The sequence below is a fragment of the Marinobacter sediminum genome (assembly GCF_016820575.1).
Lineage (GTDB): Bacteria > Pseudomonadota > Gammaproteobacteria > Pseudomonadales > Oleiphilaceae > Marinobacter > Marinobacter sediminum.
The window spans coordinates 32,656-53,986 of record NZ_JAEMQH010000005.1 but is presented as its reverse complement, the minus strand read 5'-3'; the positions used below and the strand labels follow the sequence as shown (position 1 = coordinate 53,986).

Annotated in this window: 21 protein-coding genes and 1 riboswitch; of the genes, 7 read left to right on the top strand and 14 right to left on the bottom strand. The window is 56.2% G+C overall.

Translation table 11 applies throughout. The annotated features are described in order from the left end of the window. The first annotated feature begins 60 nt into the window (after positions 1–60). Both FGO67_RS16290 and FGO67_RS16285 read left to right on the top strand, forming a co-directional pair. On the top strand, positions 61–987 hold the full coding sequence (locus FGO67_RS16290; RefSeq protein ID WP_203301735.1) for a branched-chain amino acid transaminase: 927 nt from the start codon (positions 61–63) through the stop codon (positions 985–987). 88 nt (positions 988–1,075) lie between these two features. After that, positions 1,076–1,480, top strand: a complete 405-nt coding sequence (locus FGO67_RS16285; RefSeq protein ID WP_203301734.1) for a DUF6165 family protein — start codon at positions 1,076–1,078, stop codon at positions 1,478–1,480. A gap of 102 nt (positions 1,481–1,582) precedes the next feature. On the opposite strand, the gene FGO67_RS16280 is transcribed toward FGO67_RS16285, so the two are convergent. Continuing rightward, complete coding sequence (locus FGO67_RS16280; RefSeq protein ID WP_203301763.1) at positions 1,583–2,647, bottom strand: glycosyltransferase family 9 protein; 1,065 nt, start codon at positions 2,645–2,647, stop codon at positions 1,583–1,585. A 47-nt stretch (positions 2,648–2,694) separates the two neighbouring features. Between FGO67_RS16280 and FGO67_RS16275 the strand changes: the two genes are divergently transcribed. From FGO67_RS16275 to FGO67_RS16265, 3 genes are read left to right on the top strand one after another with little or no spacing between them, the layout of a single operon-like run. Then, entirely contained in the window at positions 2,695–3,537 is an 843-nt protein-coding gene (locus FGO67_RS16275; RefSeq protein ID WP_203301733.1) for a 3-deoxy-D-manno-octulosonic acid kinase, read from the top strand. 12 nt (positions 3,538–3,549) lie between these two features. Beyond that, a complete protein-coding gene (locus tag FGO67_RS16270) occupies positions 3,550–4,239 on the top strand; it encodes a BUD32 family EKC/KEOPS complex subunit (protein WP_203301732.1) in 690 nt (229 codons plus the stop codon). Beyond that, positions 4,239–5,012 (top strand): glycosyltransferase family 25 protein, encoded by a 774-nt coding sequence (locus tag FGO67_RS16265; protein WP_203301731.1) that lies wholly within the window; start codon positions 4,239–4,241, stop codon positions 5,010–5,012. The genes FGO67_RS16270 and FGO67_RS16265 overlap by 1 nt, the downstream gene beginning before the upstream one ends. On the opposite strand, the gene FGO67_RS16260 is transcribed toward FGO67_RS16265, so the two are convergent. Continuing rightward, positions 4,983–6,242, bottom strand: a complete 1,260-nt coding sequence (locus FGO67_RS16260) for an O-antigen ligase family protein (RefSeq protein WP_238942538.1) — start codon at positions 6,240–6,242, stop codon at positions 4,983–4,985. The genes FGO67_RS16265 and FGO67_RS16260 overlap by 30 nt on opposite strands. Positions 6,243–6,406: 164 nt before the next feature. On the opposite strand from FGO67_RS16260, the gene FGO67_RS16255 reads away from it, so the two are divergent. Then, positions 6,407–7,234 carry a polysaccharide pyruvyl transferase family protein gene (locus tag FGO67_RS16255; RefSeq protein WP_203301729.1) on the top strand — a complete coding sequence of 276 codons (828 nt, stop codon included), beginning with the start codon at positions 6,407–6,409 and terminating at the stop codon, positions 7,232–7,234. A 61-nt stretch (positions 7,235–7,295) separates the two neighbouring features. On the opposite strand, the gene FGO67_RS16250 is transcribed toward FGO67_RS16255, so the two are convergent. From FGO67_RS16250 to lpxL, 11 genes are all read right to left on the bottom strand, one after another. After that, a complete protein-coding gene (locus FGO67_RS16250) occupies positions 7,296–8,186 on the bottom strand; it encodes a glycosyltransferase family 2 protein (RefSeq protein WP_203301728.1) in 891 nt (296 codons plus the stop codon). Between the two features lie 101 nt (positions 8,187–8,287). After that, complete coding sequence (locus FGO67_RS16245) at positions 8,288–8,974, bottom strand: protein kinase family protein (protein ID WP_203301727.1); 687 nt, start codon at positions 8,972–8,974, stop codon at positions 8,288–8,290. A gap of 142 nt (positions 8,975–9,116) precedes the next feature. Beyond that, positions 9,117–9,935, bottom strand: coding sequence for a glycosyltransferase family A protein (locus tag FGO67_RS16240; protein ID WP_203301726.1), 819 nt, complete (start codon positions 9,933–9,935; stop codon positions 9,117–9,119). 36 nt (positions 9,936–9,971) lie between these two features. After that, on the bottom strand, positions 9,972–10,811 hold the full coding sequence (locus FGO67_RS16235; protein WP_203301725.1) for a glycosyltransferase family 2 protein: 840 nt from the start codon (positions 10,809–10,811) through the stop codon (positions 9,972–9,974). A 112-nt stretch (positions 10,812–10,923) separates the two neighbouring features. Continuing rightward, positions 10,924–11,832: a lysophospholipid acyltransferase family protein gene (locus tag FGO67_RS16230; protein WP_203301724.1), complete on the bottom strand. Its 909-nt coding sequence runs from the start codon at positions 11,830–11,832 to the stop codon at positions 10,924–10,926. Between the two features lie 2 nt (positions 11,833–11,834). Then, positions 11,835–13,250 carry a mannose-1-phosphate guanylyltransferase/mannose-6-phosphate isomerase gene (locus FGO67_RS16225; protein ID WP_203301723.1) on the bottom strand — a complete coding sequence of 472 codons (1,416 nt, stop codon included), beginning with the start codon at positions 13,248–13,250 and terminating at the stop codon, positions 11,835–11,837. Between the two features lie 126 nt (positions 13,251–13,376). Next, entirely contained in the window at positions 13,377–14,045 is a 669-nt protein-coding gene (locus tag FGO67_RS16220) for a YrbL family protein (protein ID WP_203301722.1), read from the bottom strand. Next, the gene (locus tag FGO67_RS16215; protein WP_203301721.1) at positions 14,042–15,082 is read right to left on the bottom strand and encodes a glycosyltransferase; all 1,041 of its coding nucleotides are present in this window, start codon (positions 15,080–15,082) and stop codon (positions 14,042–14,044) included. Before FGO67_RS16215 ends, FGO67_RS16220 begins: the two co-directional genes overlap by 4 nt. Next, a complete protein-coding gene (locus tag FGO67_RS16210; RefSeq protein WP_203301720.1) occupies positions 15,079–16,194 on the bottom strand; it encodes a glycosyltransferase family 4 protein in 1,116 nt (371 codons plus the stop codon). Before FGO67_RS16210 ends, FGO67_RS16215 begins: the two co-directional genes overlap by 4 nt. Then, on the bottom strand, positions 16,191–17,171 hold the full coding sequence (locus tag FGO67_RS16205; RefSeq protein WP_203301719.1) for a mitochondrial fission ELM1 family protein: 981 nt from the start codon (positions 17,169–17,171) through the stop codon (positions 16,191–16,193). The genes FGO67_RS16210 and FGO67_RS16205 overlap by 4 nt, the downstream gene beginning before the upstream one ends. A 40-nt stretch (positions 17,172–17,211) precedes the next feature. After that, the gene (gene lpxL / locus FGO67_RS16200; protein WP_203301718.1) at positions 17,212–18,159 is read right to left on the bottom strand and encodes an LpxL/LpxP family Kdo(2)-lipid IV(A) lauroyl/palmitoleoyl acyltransferase; all 948 of its coding nucleotides are present in this window, start codon (positions 18,157–18,159) and stop codon (positions 17,212–17,214) included. Positions 18,160–18,281: 122 nt separating this feature from the next. Here lpxL and waaA point away from each other — a divergent pair, with 122 nt between their 5' ends. Next, positions 18,282–19,535 (top strand): lipid IV(A) 3-deoxy-D-manno-octulosonic acid transferase, encoded by a 1,254-nt coding sequence (gene waaA / locus FGO67_RS16195; RefSeq protein WP_203301717.1) that lies wholly within the window; start codon positions 18,282–18,284, stop codon positions 19,533–19,535. Positions 19,536–19,566: 31 nt separating this feature from the next. Here waaA and FGO67_RS16190 read toward each other — a convergent pair whose 3' ends face one another. Then, on the bottom strand, positions 19,567–20,946 hold the full coding sequence (locus FGO67_RS16190) for a TolC family outer membrane protein (RefSeq protein WP_203301716.1): 1,380 nt from the start codon (positions 20,944–20,946) through the stop codon (positions 19,567–19,569). A 184-nt stretch (positions 20,947–21,130) separates the two neighbouring features. Beyond that, a riboswitch (TPP riboswitch) is annotated at positions 21,131–21,250 on the top strand. Positions 21,251–21,331: the final 81 nt, after the last annotated feature.

Sequence of the window (21,331 nt, the reverse complement as noted above, 5' to 3'; positions counted from 1 at the left end):
GCGAAGTTTCCTGCTAGAATGCCAAATCCCCGAAAACCGCTTTTTTAGGAGCAACGAAGAATGTCGATGGCTGATCGCGATGGCCACATCTGGCTGGATGGTGAAATGGTTCCCTGGCGGGAAGCCAAAACTCACGTGCTTACCCACACCCTGCATTATGGTCTGGGCTGTTTTGAGGGCGTGCGAGCCTACAACACCGCCAACGGTCCGGCTATTTTTCGTCTGAAAGAGCATACCGATCGGCTGTTCCGCTCCGCTCACATCCTCAACATGAAGATGCCGTTCAGCAAAGAAGAACTGAACGAAGCGCAGTGCGCAGCCGTTCGTGAAAACAACCTGGACGAAGCCTACCTGCGCCCCATGGTGTTCCTGGGCTCCGAAGGCATGGGCCTGCGCGCCGATAACCTGAAGGTTCATGTGATGGTCGCCGCCTGGAGCTGGCCTTCCTACATGTCGCCGGAAGCCAAAGAGGTGGGCATCAAGGTTCGGACGTCGTCCTACACCCGTCACCACGTCAACATCACCATGTGTAAGGCGAAGGCGAACGGCAACTACATCAACTCCATGCTGGCACTGAATGAAGCCATTGCCAGTGGTTGTGAGGAAGCGTTGCTGCTGGATAACGAGGGTTATGTCGCGGAAGGTTCGGGTGAGAATATCTTTATTCTTCGCGACGGCGTGCTGCACACGCCTGAGCTCACCTCCTGTCTGGAAGGTATCACCCGCCAGACCATCCTGGATTTCGCCAGCGAGCTGAATATTCCGGTAAAAGAGCGTCGCATCACCCGTGATGAAGTGTACATTGCCGATGAAGCCTTCTTCACCGGCACCGCCGCTGAAGTTCTGCCGATCCGCGAACTGGACGGCCGCGCCATTGGTGCCGGCAAGCGTGGTCCGGTCACCGAGAAGCTGCAGGCCATGTATTTCGATGCGGTGAAGGGCAAGCTTGAGTCCCGCAACAGCTGGCTGACCCACGTTAAGGGCTGATCAGCGAAGGATTATCCAGGCCGCCTTCTGTGTTGCAGCAGTCAGGCGGCCTTGTTGTTTAAATTCACTTTATTTTCAGGAACAGCAAATGGCAGACGTCATTAAAGTCCCCGTCTCCTTCGGCGAGGTTCTCGATAAAATCACCATCCTCGAAATCAAGTCCGAGCGCATCAAGGACGAGGCCAAGCTCAAGAACGTCCGTTTAGAGCTGGATGAGCTCAGTGCCACCTGGGACGAAGCGGTTACCGATCAAAGCGCAATTGCCGATCTGAGAAAACAGCTTAAGGCAGTGAACGAGGAGCTGTGGGTGATTGAGGACGATATTCGGGATCAGGAAGCTGCGCAGAATTTTGGCGAGCGCTTCATTGAGCTTGCCCGAGCGGTATATGTAACCAACGACAAGCGCGCAGCGATCAAGAAAGACGTGAACCTGGCCTTGGGCTCACGCTTCGTGGAAGAGAAATCCTATCAGGATTACACCGCTCGCAAGTGAGCCGTTAGAGGCTCTTCAGTGACTCGCCATTGATTCGCAAAGGACGAGTCACTGCGATCCGGATTCACTCGGTGTAATGCGGACATCGAAAACGGCGTTGGATCAGCTCAGGTCCGACGCCGTTTTTGGTTGTACTGCACGCCGGTTCTCAATCCACTTGTCTAGCATGTCGGTGGCATCCTGTACGGTCACCAGTTCCATCGCGCCTTCAAACTCCGCTTTCGCGCCCCATCGAGACTGTTCCACGGTTTTGCCGGTGAATTGCTCCAGCGCTTCTGGGTAGCGGTTCACGCACCACTCCAGTGAATTGTAGGGGCCCGAACGGTAAGGGTTGCTGGCGGCATAGATGCCCAGGACATCAGTGCCCACGGCACTGGCTATGTGGGCCGGGCCGGTGTCTGGCGCCACCACCAGGTCGGCGTGGGTCATCAGGGCAGTTAGTTGCTTCAGCGTGTCCTTGCCACAGATGTTGTTGGCCTTCTCCTTCATTGCCGCTTCAATGGCTTCGCAGTACTCCGCCTCGAACGGCGCCGGGCTGCCAACCAGAATCACCTTCATGCCGTGCTCGCGGATGGCATGATCCGCCAGTTGTGCGTAGCGTTCCGCCGGCCAGTTTCTGAGGGTATGGCTGGCGCATGGGCTGATCACCAGATTCTGGCGATCGGCTGCCAGCTGTTGGCGGGCGAACTCGTGGTCGCCCTCACTGAGCGGAATGTTCCACCGAGGCGCTGCGGGTGAAAGTCCAAGCGGCTCCAGGAAACTGGCCAGGCAGTCACGTACGTGTTGTTGAGGAGCTGGCGCAATCCGTTGATTGATGAACAGGCTGTGCAGGTCTTTACTGCGGGCCTTGTCGTAGCCGACTTTCACCTTGGCTGGGATGCACGCCGCGGCCAGGTTGGCCCGAAGCGCCACCTGCATGTGCAGCAGAGCGTCAAAGCTGCGGCCCTTCATCTGCTTGCGCAGATCAGCGTAGCCCTGACGGCCGGCTTTCTTGTCGAAGACGATGAACTCGACGCCCGGAAGGTCGCCGATCAGCTTCGCCTCGATCTTGCCAATCACCCAGGTGATTTTCACGCCCGGCAGCTGCTCCTGAAGGCTCAGGACAACCGGGATGACGTGGGTGACATCGCCGATGGCGGAGAGGCGGAGGATGCAGATGGAGTTAATCAATTTAACGTTTTCCAATTGGTGATCGCTTAATGTGGAGCCGGGCGGTGCGCATTGTTAAACTGAGCCGCATTCTAGCCCACTTGCTGGAATGCGTCTTGTCTGCATCGAACAAGCATGAGGTGTTTTTTCATGGTGCTGTGCCAGTGAAAGCCAGTCGGCAAACAGTGAAGTCCGGAGAAACGGCTTTTCTGCGCAACGAAAAATTCGAAGGCCTTAGTCCTCGTTGGTTCGAACCTGATCATTGGGGAGCCAGTCTTGTGCCCGTGGGAACCGGGGGGCGCGGTGGTGCCTGGTTTTTACGTTGTGACGGTGAAGATATCGTACTTCGTCACTATTATCGGGGCGGGCTCGCCGCTCACCTGTCCAAAAGACGATATATCTTTACCGGTTTCGAACGGTCTCGTTCTTTTCGCGAGTTCCGGATTCTTTCTCAACTTCTCAAGCTCAACCTTCCGGTTCCCGAGCCAGTGGGAGCGCTTGCAGAACGCGTTGGCACTTTTCGCTATCAGGCCGCGATTCTTGTTCGGAGGATTCCAGGGGCCGTTGCGATGTTGGAGCATGATTCGATTGCGGACGATCTAATTTGGCGGCAAGTGGGTGAAACCATCGCGCGATTTCACGCTGAAGGTCTGGATCACGTGGACCTTAACTGTGACAACATTCTGGTGTCTGCGAACGATGTGTATCTAATTGATTTTGACCGTTGCAAGTTGCGTGGCGTGCGCTCTGATTCGGGTATGGCGGGGTGGCAGAAGCGGAACCTGAATAGGCTCAAAAGATCTTTGGAAAAGCGACTCGACGATCTGCCTGAGGGAACGCTGGCTTTACGTTGGCAGGTGTTGTTGAGCGGGTACGAGCAAAGTCTTTCCGCAAGCAAAAAAGGTTGAGTGACCAAATCCATGGCTAACGTTGTTCTGCAAAGAGAATTACACGCGAATGTCCGGCGTACCCGCATAACTTATTCTGCTCTTATCGATAGCCAGCCAGCCGCAATCAAGTGCTTCCGGAAGCCGCTTTTCGGTCTATTTCACTGGCAAAGAGCTCGCATAAAAGCGCATAAAATCCGTAATGCTGGCGGCCCTGTGCCGCCTGTCCTATATGCAGGATGGGTCCGGGAACTTAGATGTTTCGGATTCGCAACTGAGTTCCTTGAGGGGTATCGTTCTCTGCGTGCGGCATTGCGGGAGTCCGCTGGGCTGGAAGAGCAAAAACAGCTGCTTGAAAAACTGGCTGAGTGTATTGCTGATCTACACCAAAGGGGTATCGAACAGCCAGATGGCAATCTGACGAATTTCTTACTGGGCCCCAGTGGCGATATTAAAATGGTTGACGAAGACGATGTGAGAGTTTTCAAAGTCGCTTTGACTGGACGAGTGGCCATGTTAAACCTGGCCAATGTTGGTGCCAGGTTGCCCAGTGGTGAGCTCCCCCTGTACCTGAGAAAAGCCTATGTGCAAGCCCGGAAAGATCTCCAGGGGGAGGTCGAGTTCGATGAGCAGGGCTTTGATCATGAAGTCTTTCGTCAGAAAGAGCAGTTCCGAATTAAACGTGAAGCGCGAGATGCAGCGCCCGACCGTGAGTACGACTGATGTCAGATATTCCCATTTACCTAGTTTCCATGGTGGGCGATTCTTCACGCCGAGAACAGATGTCGCAGGCGTTCCCCGATTCCTATCCGGGTATGATTCTGACGGACGCAGTTGACGGACGTCAGCTGCCTGCCCAAAAGTACTTCCAGTACATTTCCAGTGCCATGGAAAACCACGACCGGATTCTTTCGCCGGCAGAGGTGGGGTGCAGCCTCAGCCATCTGAAGGTTTTGGAGCAGTTTCTTGAGGGTGGTGCAGAACGCGCGATCATCCTGGAGGATGATGTAATTGGGAATGATCAGGGGATTCAGCGCTCGGTCGAGAAAGTGCGAGGGATTCCTGAGGATGCGGTCATTATTCTTGGCGGCCAGGAGGGCATGCCCTCCAGAAAGTACATTTTCGGCAAGCCAGCAGGCGCAAGCGATGTCTTCAAACTGCCGTCCTATTCCCACCATCACGTGTTCCGGACCTGCTGCTACGGCGTGACACGTTACAGCGCCACGCAGATTGTTGCTTCGCAGAAGCGGTCACTAAAACTTGCCGATGCGTGGCCTATTCTTGCCCGAGGTGGCGGCTTCAACTTGTATTTCAGTCATGACCTGGCTCATCCACTAGACCGCAGCAACAGTCACATTGAGCAAGCTCGAGCCAGCATCAGTGCGGAAAAAAATAAAGGCTTCAAAGCCTTTTGGTTGAAGCGGGTGTCCAGACTCAAGCGTAGAGCTGGCGCAAGCTGGTGTAGATTAAGTGGTCACCGAAAGATCCTGTTCTGATTCAGCCCTTTGAGCTGGCATTTCCGGTTCAACGCTTAGCAGAGCGATCATTGAAGTGGCAAACATGCTGATGGTTGCCGGATGGTTAAAGGGAACGTCGGTGAGGCAGGCAACCAAATAAAGGAAGGTGGTGCCGAGAACGCTTCCGAAAACAAATTTGTTATTTCGGTAGAACTTGAACGCCAGAAAAGCTGGAACCAGCAAGATGGTCAGTAATGCGGAAAGGCCCAGGATGCCGTGCTTCACCAGCGTATCCAGATATTGATTGTGATAGTGGTAAGGGGCGTAGTTGGCGGCTTCTTTGTTCACCTCCCCCTGTTTCGCAAGTTCCTGGAACTGTTCTTTATGGCGATCACCGAGGCCGGTGATCGGCTCGAGCTTCGACAGTGCTAGCGCGGCGCTCCAGAATTCGAGACGTAATCCAATAGACCCGGTGTTGTGTCCGGCTTCAATCCGTTCCAGCTCGGTCATAGTCGCGTCCAGTCTGCCTTGGAGTAAGTGAGCGCCTGTCCCAGTAGCCACGAAGAGGACGGTCACGATGACTGCAGTAGCGACACGGTGTGATCGTCCTCGCTGATAAAGAAACAGCAGGGTCAAGGCGAGCAGGATCAACAAGATCGGAAGGGCTACGCCTCGCGTACCTGTCATGGCGACAGAGCCAATCAGAAGAGGTGTGAGAATAAGGGACACGATCCTGACCGTTTTATGCTTCGTTGAAAATGCCAAAAACAGAACAGCCACCAGCGTCGTTGCCACGCCAGTTGCAAAGGGAATGGGGTTGTAGTGCAAATGAGCGCGGCGCATGTCTGCTGCAAAATATTGAAAGAAGCAGATGGTGGTAAATGCCGCGCCAGAGATCAGAATCGTCGTGATCAAGACCTTGGGGCGAATTGATGCATTAACGGACAGCCCGGCAAAAATGCTTAATGCCGCCAGCGTCCTCAGTTGGGTTATGCTACCGTCATTTTGCACGTAGCCGACGCCAAAGATTAAGGTGGCCAGCACAATGGCCCCCGCAAAAGCGATCTTTTGCTGCCTGAGATTTTGCTCGGTGTTTCCAGTTGATTTCAGTGCGATTTTACGAACTCCCCAGAGAAGGAGTGTTAGTAAAACAATTGCTGGGAAGTATTTGTCGCCCTCAGGGAGCCACCACAGGGCTGTCAAGGTGTAGGCAACAGGAAGAAACCAGAGCGCGTTGCTTGCGGAGTGTTTGATGGAATCGCTGGACATAGATTTCAAAGAGGCTCTTAAGGGCGCAGATGTGACGGAAATAGAGGCGGGATTCTACCAGATTGATCGAGTTTCTTATTCGTTCGCTTAGATTTTATGCTCTAGCTTTCTGGACGTTCCCGAAAGCGCTGAATGGGATAGAGGTTTAACAAGGTGTCGGTTTGATGGCTAAGTTTTTCTACTTTTTCGACGATTTCATCAACATTAAGGTGCGTAATCGCGCGCCTGTGTATTACTTCAGCGCAGAGAGGAATGTTGGTGATCTGCTTACCCCCTACTTGGTCGAGAAACTGACTGGTCGAATCGCACACAACGTGAAGAGCCGGTATTTTCGGCACATGTTGGCTGTCGGGAGCATGATGCACAGGGCGAAGAGCAATAGTGACATATGGGGAACCGGGACTTTGGGGCCGGAAATTGCCAGTAAGATCCCCGTCTCTGAATTAAGAATTCACGCTCTTCGGGGGCACCTTAGCAAGGCACTGCTGTACGGTGAGGCTGCCAATGGCCTCGACATTCCCTTGGGTGATCCGGCGGTTTTGATGAAAGGCTTTTTTGATCCCAAAGTGGAGAAAAAGTACCGCATTGGCATCATTCCGCATTACGTCGACGAAGACTTGTCGATGTTCAAGGCCTTAAGCCGAGGGGATGTCCATGTGATCAATGTTCGGAATAGCCCGGAAAGCTTTATTCGTGAACTGCTTGAATGTGAATTTATTCTGTCTTCGTCCTTGCATGGGTTGATACTTGCGGATACCTATGGGGTGCCCAATAAATGGGTGTCTTTTTCAGATGGACTTGCGGGAGGGCGCTTCAAATTTGCCGACTATTATTCCACGACCAGCCAACCTGACGAGGATGTCGTTCGCATAACGGACGCGCAGGAGCTGGATGTTTGCCTGGAATCAATCAGCGATCTGGCCTCCGTGAAACGATTCAAAGAAAATAAAGAACAGCTGGAGGCGTCGTTTCCGAAAGATGCCTATCGTTAAGACAGAGGAAGAGATGCCGGCCGTTTCAGGCAAGTGTATGTCTCTGACGTGCCCCTAAGCACTAAGAAAAGGCTGAAGCGACCAGCCACTTTAATTGTCTTTGACGCACGCGAATGGAGTAGGGACAAATTCCTGCCAACAGTTTGATGACGTATCGTGCTTCGCGTTTGTGATTGCGTTCCCACATGCGCTTCGCGGCCCTGCCCATGAACTTTTCCGCGAGAACAGGGTGCGTTTTCAAAAAATCCAGATTCTTTTCAATCGCCTTCAGATCTGATTTGGCCTGCAGTTCACCTTTTTCGTGGCTGCTCAGGCGAGGGCCCTCATGCACCCGTATGTTGATAACGGCGTGCTGAACAGGCAGAGCAAGGAAGCCAGCTGCTAGCAGCCGGAACGTCAGATCTCGATCCTCGGAAACAATCAGTGATTCGTCAAAACCTCCCACGTTCTCAAAGGCAGATTTGTGAACGGTAGTGCCAGAGCAGCCGGTTTCCATCAGGCTGGCCATTAACTCTGTGCTGAGTGTTTCAGTGTTTGGCGCTACTGCGGGTGTTTTTCTGGATTTGGTTTCGCCTGTCGCCTCAATGACCATCAAACGGGAAGGCCAGAAGATTTTAGCTGCGCTCTGCTCGGTAATTGTGAGATCAATCGACTGAACGAAATCTGGATCTATCCAGTCGTCGTCATCAAGAAACACAAGCCACTCTGTAGTAGCGGCTTTAACTCCTTGATTGCGAGCGGCAGATACGCCAGCGCTCTTTTCGTTTCGAATTACGGTGCAACGCTCGGCAAGTCTTGGGGCGAGCTGGTCTGCAATGGGGGCGTCGCTTCCGTCATCGACAACAATGATCGAACTGGCCGGTTTTGTCTGATTGACGACAGATTCAATAGCCTCCGCAACATAGATGGGGCGGTTTTTCGTAGTAATGATAACGGCGATTGATGGTGTCATAGTGAAAATGTGCTCAGCCCCGGTGCGAACTAAAAACAAGGCGACCAGTAGATGCTAGTCGCATGATAATTGCCTACCCAACCCCAAGTGAAAGGGCATGTCTAGAAAGCTGCAAAGCGTTTCTTGCGCTTCACGTGGTTATCCAGATAGAACCTAAAATGGTCCTGAAATTCTTCGAAACTGATCTCAGGAGCCGACGCCGTAAGCCAGCCGTCTACGAACGAAAGATACCTTTCGCGTGACCATTGTTTCTCAAATTTATTGCGGAAGAAAAAGCCAAATGAAAATCCTAGCTGTTGCTCCAGTGGAGCGGGCGAGTTGATTTTCGAAAACTCAAGATCGATGAGCCAGCATTGCGTGAGGTCCGGGCACAGTAAAAAGTTGCCCGCCCAGGGGTCAAGGTGCAACAAGCCATCTTTCATTGCGGTCAGAAGCGTATCGAATGCCAGCTTCATCGCGTCTGTGGCGCGCTCTGGTCGCTGCAGGATGCATTCTTCCAGCGTAACGGTGTTGCTCAAGTTTTCCGTCACGGAGAAGGTTTGCTCCGGGAGCCCAAAACCATCAACTCGCCAACCGTAGGCATAAATCTCCGGTATGTAGGGCTTGCCCTGCATGCGAAGGGCAGTGTCGAGTTCCGCAGTCGCCCATTCGAAGCGTCCGTGACGCTGAATGCCAAAGCGTGCCCGAACCTTTTGGCTGAAATATTTAAGCGTGTTGGTTTTCAGCAGCAGCGGGGGGTTATAGCTGGCCATTGAGTTTGTCAGTTTTGGCTCTTCAGAGTCGAGCATGCGACAAATTTCCTGTCGCCAGGAATTGTCCGACGTTAGAGCTGCACTGACCGTGTCTTTCGCGAATAGAGCTGTCCGGTTCGGGAGCACCTGTGCTTGATAATCTGGATGGCGCAAATATTTCATCAGTTTCCAGCCGGCGTTAAGGGTGCAGATCAAAGTGTTCCGCGAGCTCCATCCACTGATCTCTGTTCGCGTCTTCTCGGACATTCGACTTCTTGAGAGCCACGCCTTGCGAGAACGGAATCGGGTAGGGTTTGCGTTCCGTTTTCATCGTATTTCGAGAAGAGGTTCCTGCCAGGAGGCTCATTGCCTTGAACCAAAGATCATCTGCTTTTGGGGACAGCTTCGAGAACAAATCAGTCGATGTGGACATCTCTGATAGTGAGCCCGGCGGATAGAGCACTCCACCGTAACCGAGTGGCATGGTGTATGTGTCAGAGCTGTCCGGGGCCTCATAGGTCCATTGGCGATAGGGCGCCGGCGATCTGGCTTCCAAGTAGCGGATCCTTCTGCACTGGTGGCCTACGATCTGATCTGGATTTTTTGTGTGAGCATGATAGAGGGACTGCAGCCATCCCTGTGGGTACATGAGGTCGTCGTCACAGGTCACGATTGTTTCAGTTGGATGCTCTTTGAGGCAGTAAATCAGTTTGGTGTGAGGGCCAACGTCGGGCCTGAACCTGATTTCAAAGCGTTGTCCTTGCAGACGATGCAGCTTTTCCGGAATCTTGTTTTCGCATTCGTGCCCAAGCCAGAGAATAATCTTCTTTGGCGGTTGTGATTGCCTCAGCACGCTGCGGACGGCCAGATGCACGCATTTGAGTCGCGATTCAATAGAGGTGAGTGAAACAATGACCGGGAGCTCGCTCCCCCGCGCTGGATCGTGTAATCCAGCGGCATTCAGGGAGTTCAGGTATATCATGCGCGCCAGTGACGGTGGATACTCTTTAACTTTCATGGTTCGCTCCTTCAGCAGTACTGAGAGTTCAACACGTTAGGAAGACTGGGTGTTCTCTCGTTTTTCGATGCCATTTACTGCCCAGAAGGTTCCATTCTGTTTCACGTCTTTTCGGATGGCCCGGTTTTTCGCCCAGATCTCAGGCTTCGAGTAACCCCGGGCGTGGTCCAGGTGCAGGCACACAGTGCTGTAGCGAATCTGCTTCGATTTGTGGCCGTAGTTCCACAGGCGCTCGCCCAGCTCCCGGTCGAGACCGCCGTACTGCATGTCTTCATTGAAGCCGTTAACCGCAATCAAATCTTTGGTCCAGGTGGAGCTGTTCATGCCGTTCCAGCTGGACGCTGCAGGCGTCACGGTGTTCATCAGTTTTTTAACCAGCGGGGAGGGTGACAGTTTCCAGAGCTTGTGGTTCTTTGGCTGCCCGTGTTCGACGAGCCACTCCGGAGTGAAGATCACGCCGGAGCGAATGTCGTCATCAGAGATTTTTTCCGACACTGGCATAGTGAGCTTGATGTACCCACCTGACAGAAAGTGTCCGGGCTCTGCAAGAGCGCGATGGGTTTCGATAAAGCGCGGCTCGGGAATGCAGTCGCCATCGGTGAAGATCAGATAATCACAGCTGGTTTCCTGAATGGCCTTGTTCAGAATCTGGCACTTGCGGAAACCATCGTCCTCATGCCAGACGTGGTCGATGGCGAGGATGCCGCGCGCCCGGAAGCTTTCAATCAGCTCCCGGGTTTGTTCCGTGGAACCGTCATCGGCCACGATGACCCGAAAGTCTTTCCAGGTTTGGTTTTCATACCCGCTCAGAACCTTGCCAAGCCACAAGGGGGAGTTGTAGGTGGTAATAACCACGCCGATGGATTGTGGTGTCATAACGTTGTTGGGTCCGTGACGGTTTGCGTTGAAAGCCGCATGAAAATTTGGGCCCTAGTATACACGCGCCCGGTGCATGTTGCCCGTCAGGGGTTCTTACCATCCAGTAGGTTCAGCGGCACAGCTTTTTCGGGTTGTAGGGGTTCGGAGTTCCAGGCGTGAGGTGGCGAAAACGCTTGTACTCCCATTGGTACTGCTCGGGGATTTCACGGACACAGTTTTCGATGGACAGGTTCAGGGCGGTGGTCGCGACGACGGGGTCGACGGCCTCCAGATTGGGCTCGCACTCACGAATGACCAACCGGAAACCCTTGCCTTCTTTCAATCGCTCGGCGAAGGCCAGCAGTGGCGTTGCCCCGGACTTTTGAATGAGCTTGGATACCAGGGTCATAGTGCGCACGTTCAGGCCGAAAAATGGCGCATGGGCCACGCCTTTTGCCCGTGGGCTTTGGTCGGGCAGGATTCCGGCTACACCGCCTTCTCGCAACAGTGTGATCAGGCGGGCGAGCCCGCGCCGGTCACCGCGCACCAGTTCCGAACCAAGGCGTCCGCGCACCCGGATCATGTAATCTTCAAACTCGCGGATGTGGGGCGGGCTGTATAGCGCGGCCATTTTGTGGTGGGAGGAAAAATACAGCCCGGTCAGCTCCCAATTGCCGAGATGGGGCGCCAGCAGCACAAGGCCCTTATCCTTGGCGATGGCCTCACGGACCAAATGCTCGCCCTCAACTTCCCGAATCAATTCGAGACAATCCTGCACCGGCCATTCCCACATCAGCGGGATTTCCATCAGGGTTTGGCCAGTGTGCCGAAGGCTTGAGCGGGATAGATCCCGGCGCTGATCTTCGGGCATGTCCGGAAAGCAGATGCGAATGTTGGTTTCCGTCACTTTGCGCGACCGGCTATTGAATACCCAGCCCAGAGTGCCGAGCAGGCGGCCAATCAATTGGGCGCCGCGCAGGGACAGCTTGCCGGCCAGCTTAAGCGCAAAGATCAGGAATGTTGCTTTCGATAACGCCATGATTAATTGCGGCCGTACCGATCTTCGAACCGGACAATGTCATCTTCACCAAGGTAGGAGCCTGACTGCACCTCAATCAGTTCCAGATCAATTACTCCGGGGTTCTCCAAGGAATGAACCTGGCCAACCGGAATGAAGGTGGACTGGTTTTCGGTGACAAGATAGGTTTTCTCGCCATTGGTCACTCGGGCGGTGCCGCTGACCACAATCCAGTGCTCAGCCCGATGGTGGTGCATCTGAACTGACAGCTTGGCCCCGGGCTTTACGGTAATTCGTTTAACCTGATAGCGGGTACCGTTATCAATGGAGTCGTAGACGCCCCAGGGACGGTAGACCTCACGGTGGTTCATGTGCTCATGGCGGCCATCGTTGCGGATCTGCTCGACCACGCTTTTCACATCCTGGACTTTGTCCTTGTGAGCGACCAGGAGTGCGTCCTTGGTTTCGATGATCACCAGGTTATCGACACCGACCGTTGCGACCAAACGGCTGTCGGCTCGCACCAGGGTATTCTCGGTATCCCGGGCAATCACGTCGCCGGTCAGGCTGTTGCCGGCATCGTCCTTTGAGCTGACATCCCAGAGTGCTGACCAGGAGCCAATGTCACTCCAACCCGCGTCGAGGGCGACCACGGCTGCTTTGTCGGTCTTCTCCATAACCGCGTAGTCCACCGATTCAGCCGGGCACTTGGCAAACAGGTCGGCATTCACGCGGGTAAAGTGCAGGTCTTCGCTGGCATCGGCAATGGCCGCCTTGCAGGCAGACAGTATGTCCGGCCGGTGCGTCTCCAGCTCCTTCAGGTATTCCCGGGCGGAGAACAGAAACATGCCGCTGTTCCAGAGGTAGTCACCGGAGGCGAGGTAGGCATTCGCCGTATCCAGGTCCGGTTTTTCGACAAATTTGTCGACCGAGTAGCAGTCGGCGGCGAGTTCAGTGCCTCGATGTATGTAGCCATAACCCGTTTCCGGATGGCTGGGTACGATGCCGAATGTGACCAGCTTGCCCTGCTCCGCCAGGGGGATGGCTTTGGCAACACCCTGCTGGAAAGCTTCGGTGTTCTGGATCAGATGATCCGCCGCCAGTACCAGCATCAGCGGGTTGTCGCTGTCAGCACTCTCGCACAACTGGATAGCCGCCAGAGCGATGGCGGGCGCCGTGTTGCGGCCGCAGGGCTCAAGAATAATCTGGACATCGTCCTGGCCGGACTGCCGCATTTGCTCAGCGGCAAGAAAACGGTGTTCTTCATTGCAGATGAGCAGCGGTTTTTCTGCCTTCAATCCCTCAAGCCGAGCTACCGTTGACTGCAGCATGGACAACGGGCTGTCCGTCAGTTTCAGGAACTGCTTGGGGTTCAACTGTCGTGACAGGGGCCAGAGACGCGAGCCGGTGCCGCCAGCCATGATGACCGGATGAATCATAGGTTCACTCCAAGCTTGAGGTTGAGATGTCCGAAAAAATATGTGTAAGGGGCGGGCATATTATCATATGGGCCTGACAGAGCCAGTCTCGGCGCCCCTGCAGATGGCCGAAGGCGAGCTGAAAACCTAGAGTTTTTGTGAAAGCTCCCATGGCTCCTCTCGCCCGCTGGTTTCCCATTCAATGCGTTTGTAGAATCGGCGAATGCGCCGATCAATGTAGTGTAGCCGCCAGTTCCGGCTGGTCGAGAGGAGGCTCGGTATCAGCGGTGCACCAAGGCCATCCACCAGAAACAGCCTGAGCTTTTCGTTTCGCACGCCAAGCACCAGATTGTGTGGCAGCAGGTTGCGGGTCAGGATTCCTGTGCGTTGCAGCCAGTCGGTGAATTCCTGGGCCAAGGCCTGGGCTGTTTCGTCAAAGCCAGCGCGGGCCAGATAGTGCTCGAAAGTTTCCGCTGCGCCGCCCTCAGGGTTCGTTAGAAATTCGCTTTCATTGGCAGGGCCCTGCGCCGTGGCCGTTTGGCCATAAAAACGGGGCAAGTGGGCCCATACTACGTCGTCCTGACCTTGCGTCAGAAGGTGCTGAATGACGGTTTGTTCGTGGGCCTCGATCTCTTGAAGATTGTCGTTCAACCGCTCTTTTCCCAACAGTTTCTTCAGTGCCGGCTGCCGCTGGTAGCGGGCCTCGATATTGTCGGGGCGAATTACTTTCAGGCAGCGGTCGGGATAACTCGGGTGCCGGTAGCAATGGCGGTTGGAACCGGAAGCGAACGGTGTCTGGTTTGACAGGTCGATCACGTCATGGCCTCCCGATAAAGCCTTTCAATGTTGTCCACCATGGCCTCAATGGTGAAGGCTGTGCTGACTCTCTGCATAGCGGGTACTTGAACCTGTCGGGTATGGGGCAGGTCGGACAGGGCCTGGTCGATGACCGCCCGAAGGCCCTCGGCGCTGCCGTCATGGCTCAACGCAGTTTGTGGCAGCAGCTCCACCGGTCCCGCCACCGGTGTTGAGACCACCGGGCAACCGGCTGCCAGGGCCTCGATCAGGACATAGGAGAAACCTTCCCGCTCGGAACTGATGATGGCCAGTTCGGCGTGTCGATAGACGGGCTGTAAATCTTCGCAATAGCCGGGCAGCACAACATCGTTATGCAGATTCAGAGTGTCGAGCAGCCGTTCAAGACGAGGCCGCTCAGAGCCTTCGCCATAAATCGTTAATTGTGCGGGTTGTGTCAGCTGTGCCCAGGCTTCGATCAGCGTGTGAAACCCCTTCACCGGCTCTAGCCGACCAACGGCGATGCATCGGGTTGGGGCCGCGGCGGCGCGATCGTCATCGGGGCTGGGGCTGCGTTCTGGAGAGTCTCCCGTCGCGATGCCGCTGTAGATTAGGTGCTTGTTGCCATGGTCCAGATTCTCGAAAATCCGGGGACTAACCGCGATCACCGCGTCTTGACGCAGGAAGGCTTTATGGCTTTTTTTGATGCCATGTACGGTGCCAATGCGCAACGGCGCGAGGCCCAGTGGCGCTTGCCCGGCGAGTTGCGCCGCTTTGTTGCCGTGGGCATGCAGGACATCGGGTTTGATCCGGCGAAGGCATTGCCGCAGGGCAAAGTGAAGCCTGGGGTTCAGACGGCTGTATTCAACCGGTAGAGGATGAAAATGCACTTTGGCCGGAAACCGGGCCTGATAACTTCGGTGCGCCATGACGTGCACGCTGTGGCCGCGCCGGGCCAGCTCGAGGGCCAGGTCAAATGTATGCTTTTCCATGCCGCCCCAGCCGGTGCCCGGCGTTGCAAACAGGAGCGCAATCGTCAATGGCCGCGAGCGGTTCATGGCTGGGATTCGCGCCCTGCCAGTACGGATTCGTAGACCTGAAGCGTGGCCTCGGTTTGCGCCTGGAGCTGGAAGCGATAGGGGATTTCAATATCGGGTGGCCCGGAATCCAGAAGCCGAAGGACGGCTCCGGCGAATTCGTCGGTGTCGTCGGGCGTCACCAGGCCGTCCCGGAAGCATGCCTGCAGTGTCTCGGCGGCGCCGCCCCGGTTGTAGGCGACCACCGGTGTACCCGACGCCAGGGCCTCGGTGACCGTTCGCCCAAAGGGTTCTGGTTTGGTGCTCATGTGGCAGACCACATCGGCCAGCAGGTACAAGGTTGTCATGTCGTTGCGTTGGCCCAGGAAGCTGACATGATCGGTCAGGTTCAGGCGGGCGCGTTCTTTTTCCAGCTCTTCCAAAAACGGCTCCTTGCCCGGTTCGGCGCCGCCAACCACAATGCCATGGCAATCTGGGCGCAGGCGGACCAGTTCTGCCATCATCGCCAGGAAGTCCAGTTGACCTTTCCAGCGCGAAATCCGGCCCGGCATCATGATGATTTTCTTTCCAGTCAGTTGCGGATACTGCCGAAACCACCGCTGCCGCCATTGTGTGCTGAGCTCGCGTTGACGAAAGGCGTTCAGGTCGACTCCGCGCTGAATGACCGTGAGCTTGTGCACCGGCACCGGGTAATTCTCCAGAACGTAATCTCGAACACAGCTCGAAACCGCAATCAGGTGGTCAGCCCGGGTCATGATGGCGCTGTAGGGGGTGACCGAGTACATGCCGTGAAAAGTGGCAACCACGGCCGGCCGCTCGCTGGCGGGGATGCCTCTGAGCGCCAGGCGAATGATCCAGGCCGGCATGCGTGAACGGACATGAACAATGTCTGGTTTCAGCTCCCGGAGTAGCTTGCGCATGGGCAGGATCTGTCCGAACGATGCGGGGGATTTACGATGGATTGGCATGAATATGTGGTTGGAACCCTGGCCGCGCAGCTGCTCGGCCATCGGGCCACCCTTGGAGACCACGTAGGACTCATGGCCGCGCTTGACCAGGTCAGACGCGAATTCCACGGTGCCTCGTTCAACCCCTCCGCTGTAAAGCGCGGGCAGGGCCTGGAGAATTCTCATTCAGTTGTCCTCTTGTTCACTGGTGGGATTGCGCGCGAGGCGGGCAAGTGCCGGTCAATGACCCAGCGTGCCGCGCGATCGGACTCCCAGAGTGTCGCTGTTGGGACAGTATCCCCGGCCATGACTGCAGCATGATCGGTCCAGTGGGCGATTCGTCCGTTTTCAACCAGATGGCCAACGCCCTGGGCGACGCGGCTGGCAGGGCGAGCAGCGAGCTCAAAAATACCGGTTGGCACCCCCGCCGTTGCCGCTTCACACACCATGGACATGCTATCCGGAGTGACCCAGGCGGCTCTGGATGCGGCCAGCTGGTGCGAAAGCCAGTCCTGGTAAGTGTCTTTTGGGTGAACAACGGTGATTTTGGGGCCCTGCAGTTCTGCCAGTCGGGCCAGCAATTCTTCCGGGGTTCGGCGGGAGCCGCCGATGGTCCAACGCCATGCCGGGTATTGCCCGATCAGGTTATTGATCTGTCCGAGCAGCACGTCATTGTCCCACTCGAAATGCGGCGACGGGCCACCGAGGAGTATCAGGGCCTCTGGTTTGTCGGTGATGCGGGCCAAAGGCGTGATCGAATTAAGTGCGCCCTCGGTGAGCAGAACGTGTTTGCTGTGGATGGCATCGTGGGCCGGGGTGATCACGCCGTCGACCCAGCTGAGGGGGAAGCCGGGTTTCATCAGGGTTAACGTCTTTGCGCGGCTGACCCTGCGCAGTGACAGCAACAGTCGATGGGTGCCCGTGCCGGCCGCAACAATCAGGTTTGGCGCTGGCAATTCGGCATTAAGGGTGGGGGCGATGCCCAGCAGAGCGCGCCATACGGGCACCTCAACTTCGCTGGCGTCAATCCAGTGGAGACTGGCGCCGGTGAGCACGCGAAGGCGATTGCCCAGGCCCTTCAGCTGGTTCCGGTGGCCCGCTTTGTTGTCGGTCAGCAGCCAGACCGCAGGCGCCCCGTTGTTACGGTCAGTGGGATTGGACATGGGCTCCAGTCATATTAACCGGCCTCCGTAAGCGTGCTGGTTAGTGGCGTCCATAAAAACCTGGGTCGCCGACGTTCGGGCGTGTCTTGAAGCGGCGGTGCATCCACAGGTACTGCGCCGGTGCCCGGCGAATTTCCTGTTCGATGGTGCGGTTAACGAGCGTGGCATCCTGCAGGTCATCGCCACTGGGAAAGTTCTCAAGAGCCGGATGAAAGTAGATATCGTACCCGGGCTGGTCTTCACGCCGAGCGTGGCTGAAGGGCACAACGGCGCAGCCACTGCGCTCGGCAATGCGGGAGGTGGCCGTTATGGTGCCAGCCGGGATGTCGAAGAACGGGGCAAAGACAATGTCCTTGCGGCCGTAATCCTGATCGGTGGCATACCAGACCGCATGATTGTTTTTCAGGCTTCTGAACAGACCGCGCAAATCCCTGGCACCGAGGACCTTGCCGTACCGGCGCTCCCGTGCCCGGGTCATCACTGCATTCATCAGGGGATTGTTGTGATCCCGCTGCATGACATCGGCATTGATGTACTCGGTAACCAGGCTGCCGCCGAGATCCAGTGTGCTGTAATGGCCACCGAGCAAAAGCACGCCCTTGCCGCGAGCGAGGGCCTGCTCAAAATGTTCGAGCCCATGTACGGTGGTAATAGAGGTTAATTTGGCGGGATTTCGGAACCAGGCAAGCCCCAGTTCCATCAGGCCGATACCGTTGGCAATAAACGATTTGCGCACCAGTGCTGCCTGTTGCTCAGAGGTGAGCTCTGGAAAACACAGGCCAATGTTCACTTCGGTGATGTGGCGGCGGCTACCGGCCAGGCGCCAGGCCAGCAGCCCGGCAATTTTTCCGAGCCACCACTGAGCCCGGATCGGCAGCTGCGCCAGCAACCACATCAGGCCAATGCCGATCCACGTGGGCCACCACCGGGGGTGGCGGTAGGCGGAGTAGTCGGTATTTCTCGGGAGTTTTCGGTGTTTCTTCTTCACGGGAATAATGACCCTGCCTGTCCGTGAAACCGGCCGCCGTCGCGGGCGATTACCAGCATCAATCAGAAGTAAATCAATGGGTTTTCGGCTATGATACCTTACTGTTTTATCCGGAGTCCTGTGTGCTGCAATTTATCTATTCCCAGTTGATACGGTTACTTTTGCCTTTCATTTTGTTGCGCCTGTGGTGGAACGGTCGTCGGGCTCCGGAGCTTCGTCGCAACTGGTACCAACGACTTGGCATTGTGCCCCGACATGAGGGCGCTGTGGTCTGGGTGCATGCGGTATCTGTGGGTGAAACCATTGCTGCCGGCCCCATGGTTCGCCGCCTGTTGGCCCGCGACCCCGGGATCACCATCCTGATGACTGCCATGACGGACACCGGCCTGGCCCAGGCTCAAAAAATGTTCGGTGACCAGGTGCAGTACGCCTATGCGCCCTATGATACGCCGGGTTCCATCCGACGGTTTCTGAAGCGGGCGCAACCCCGGATTCTGGTCATCATGGAAACCGAAATCTGGCCTAACATGATACGCCAGTGCCGGACGCTTGAGGTGCCGGTGTTCTTGATCAACGCCCGGCTTTCCGAGCGTTCAGCCCAGGGCTATGAGCGCATCAAGAGCCTGGCCGCGCCGATCATGCGCAGCATCAGCTGGGTGGCCGCCCAGGCTGAAAAAGACGCCGAGCGCTTCTGTCGGATTGGCGTTGCCAGCTCGAAAGTCGCCGTCACCGGAAGTGTTAAGTTCGACGTCGATATTACCGATGAGGTCCGCAGCGCATCGGCGGAGCTTCGGCAATCCCTGTCCAGGCCGGCAGTATGGATCGCCGGTAGCACACATGAGGGCGAAGATGCCCAATTGCTGGAAGCACATCGGAAGGTGCTTGCCGTCCATCCCCGCACTCTGCTGATTATTGTACCGCGCCATCCGGAGCGCTTTGAGTCGGTGGCCGACAAAGTTGAAAAGGCCGGGCTGACGTTGGCACGGCGGTCAACCGGCAACGGCGTAGCGTCGGCGGATGTTTACCTGGCCGATACCATGGGCGAGTTGATGATGCTTTACGGCGCCAGCGACATGGCGTTTGTGGGAGGGTCATTGATCGAGCGCGGTGGGCATAACCCACTGGAGCCGGCCGCCTGGGGTATTCCAGTGTTTTCCGGGCCGCACGTGTTTAACTTCGAGACCATCTACCAGCGGCTGCTGGACGATTCCGGTGTCAAGGTGGTTGCCGATGCCGATGAATTGGCGGCCCACCTTGTTCAGCTGATCAGCGACGACGATGAGCGCCATACCATTGGTGATCGGGCACTGGCTGTCGTTCACAAGAACCGGGGCGCGCTGGACAAGGTTGTCGACGGGATCGTAGAGCGGATTTAAGGCGAGCCCGGAGTCGAGCCCGCCTCACGTATTACTGAGCCGGGTTGTCCAGAACCTTGTCTTCGTTGGCCAGCGCTTCGATGCCCGGCGCCGATTCACTCAGCCAGTTGTTCAATGCAACCAGATCCTGAGGGCTCAGCGTACCGGCAGCCTGCTTGAGTTGCAGGGTGTTGACTACGTAGTCGTAGCGAGAGTTGGCGTAGTCCCGCAGCGCCACGTAATAGGCCCGCTCAGCATCCAGAACCTCAACGATGTTCCGTGTACCAACCTCGTACCCGGCCCGGGTGGCGTCCAGGGCGCTGCGGCGGGAGACAATGGTCTGCTCAAGTGCCGAGGCAGTCTCGATGTTGTTGTTTACCGTCAAAAACAGGCTGCGAGTGCTTACCCGCACGTCACGACGAACGGTTTTCAGTGACTGTTCGGCCACGGTGACCAATGACCGTCGCTGGCGAACGCCGGCCTGAGTACCGCCACCGGTGTACAGAGGCACGTTCAGGGTCACGCCAATGACGCCCTGGGTGGTGGTGCCATCCCGTTGCATCTGAAAAGTACTGGGATCCTCCAATCCATCGGTCTTGGTCTTTCCGTACGAGGCGTTCAGATCCAGGGTGGGGTAATGGCCCGCCTTGGCGGACTTGAGGTTGGCTTCACTGACGTTCAAATCGTACAGGGCAGATTGAACAGACCAATTCTGGTCAAGCGCGGTTGCCTCCCAAGCAGATGGGTCCATGGGGTCGGGCCGGCCTAATGGGAAATTCTGCCGCAGATTTTCAATCTCTTCCGGAAACTCACCGGTCAGACGCGCCACCTGTTCCTGGGCAATGTTGAGCTGGTTTTCCGCGACAATGCGCTGGCTGCGGGTGTCGTCATAGGTTGCGCGAGCTTCGTAGACCTCGGTAATGGCAATCAGGCCAACGTCGAAACGCTCCTGGGCCTGTTCGTACTGGCGCTGGATTGCTGCTTCCGCTGCCCGGGTCGTGATGACGGTGTCTCTGGCGCGGAGCACATTGAAGTAGGCGGTCGCCACATCCAATATCAGCTGCTGTTGAGCGAGGTTGTAATTGGCGCGAGCAGACTCGGTCTGAAACTGGCTGGCGTCATAATCAAACCAGGCGTCGGCGCGGAACAGTGGCTGGGTGAGCTGAACCCCGTACGCCAGTTCGCGGTAGCTGTTGTCCTGGTTGGGGCCTTCCACATCAATGTAATTGGCCTCGCCAAATGCGCCAACCTGGGGCAGCAGTACGCTGCGAGTCACATCGCTGGCGGCCCGCTGGGCTTCAAAGCTGGCCTCGGCCGCAGCAATGCCGGAATCGTAGGACAGGGCTTTCTCATAGGTCTCCATTAAATCGATGGCAAGGGCAGGCTGAGCCACCATGAGACCAACCAGTCCGGAAAGCAGACGTTTCTTCATTGTTTCTCCTGAATACCTGTGGACGTGAGCGTCCTACTCGCAAACGCTGACTTGGTTGCTGCACTGTGCAAGTTGTGCAGAATCAGACCGTTGATAAGGCTTTGGTGCGCCATTATGGACAATAATCAGTCACAGCTCTACACTTGCAAACGGCACTCATTTGCGGTGTCACACAAAACAGATTCGCGTCTTGACGGGGTGCTGGTCTGCCTGAACTAAGTATGGGCAGACGGCTGAGATTGCAACGCAGAACCCGCGACCTGATCCGGATAATACCGGCGTAGGAATTAAGACCACATAGCTGATTGGCAAAACGTGTCTCCGATAGTACAGGGAGAGACCGTGCTCAGCTCCGTCATACGCGACCCGACGTCCAAAAAAGTTC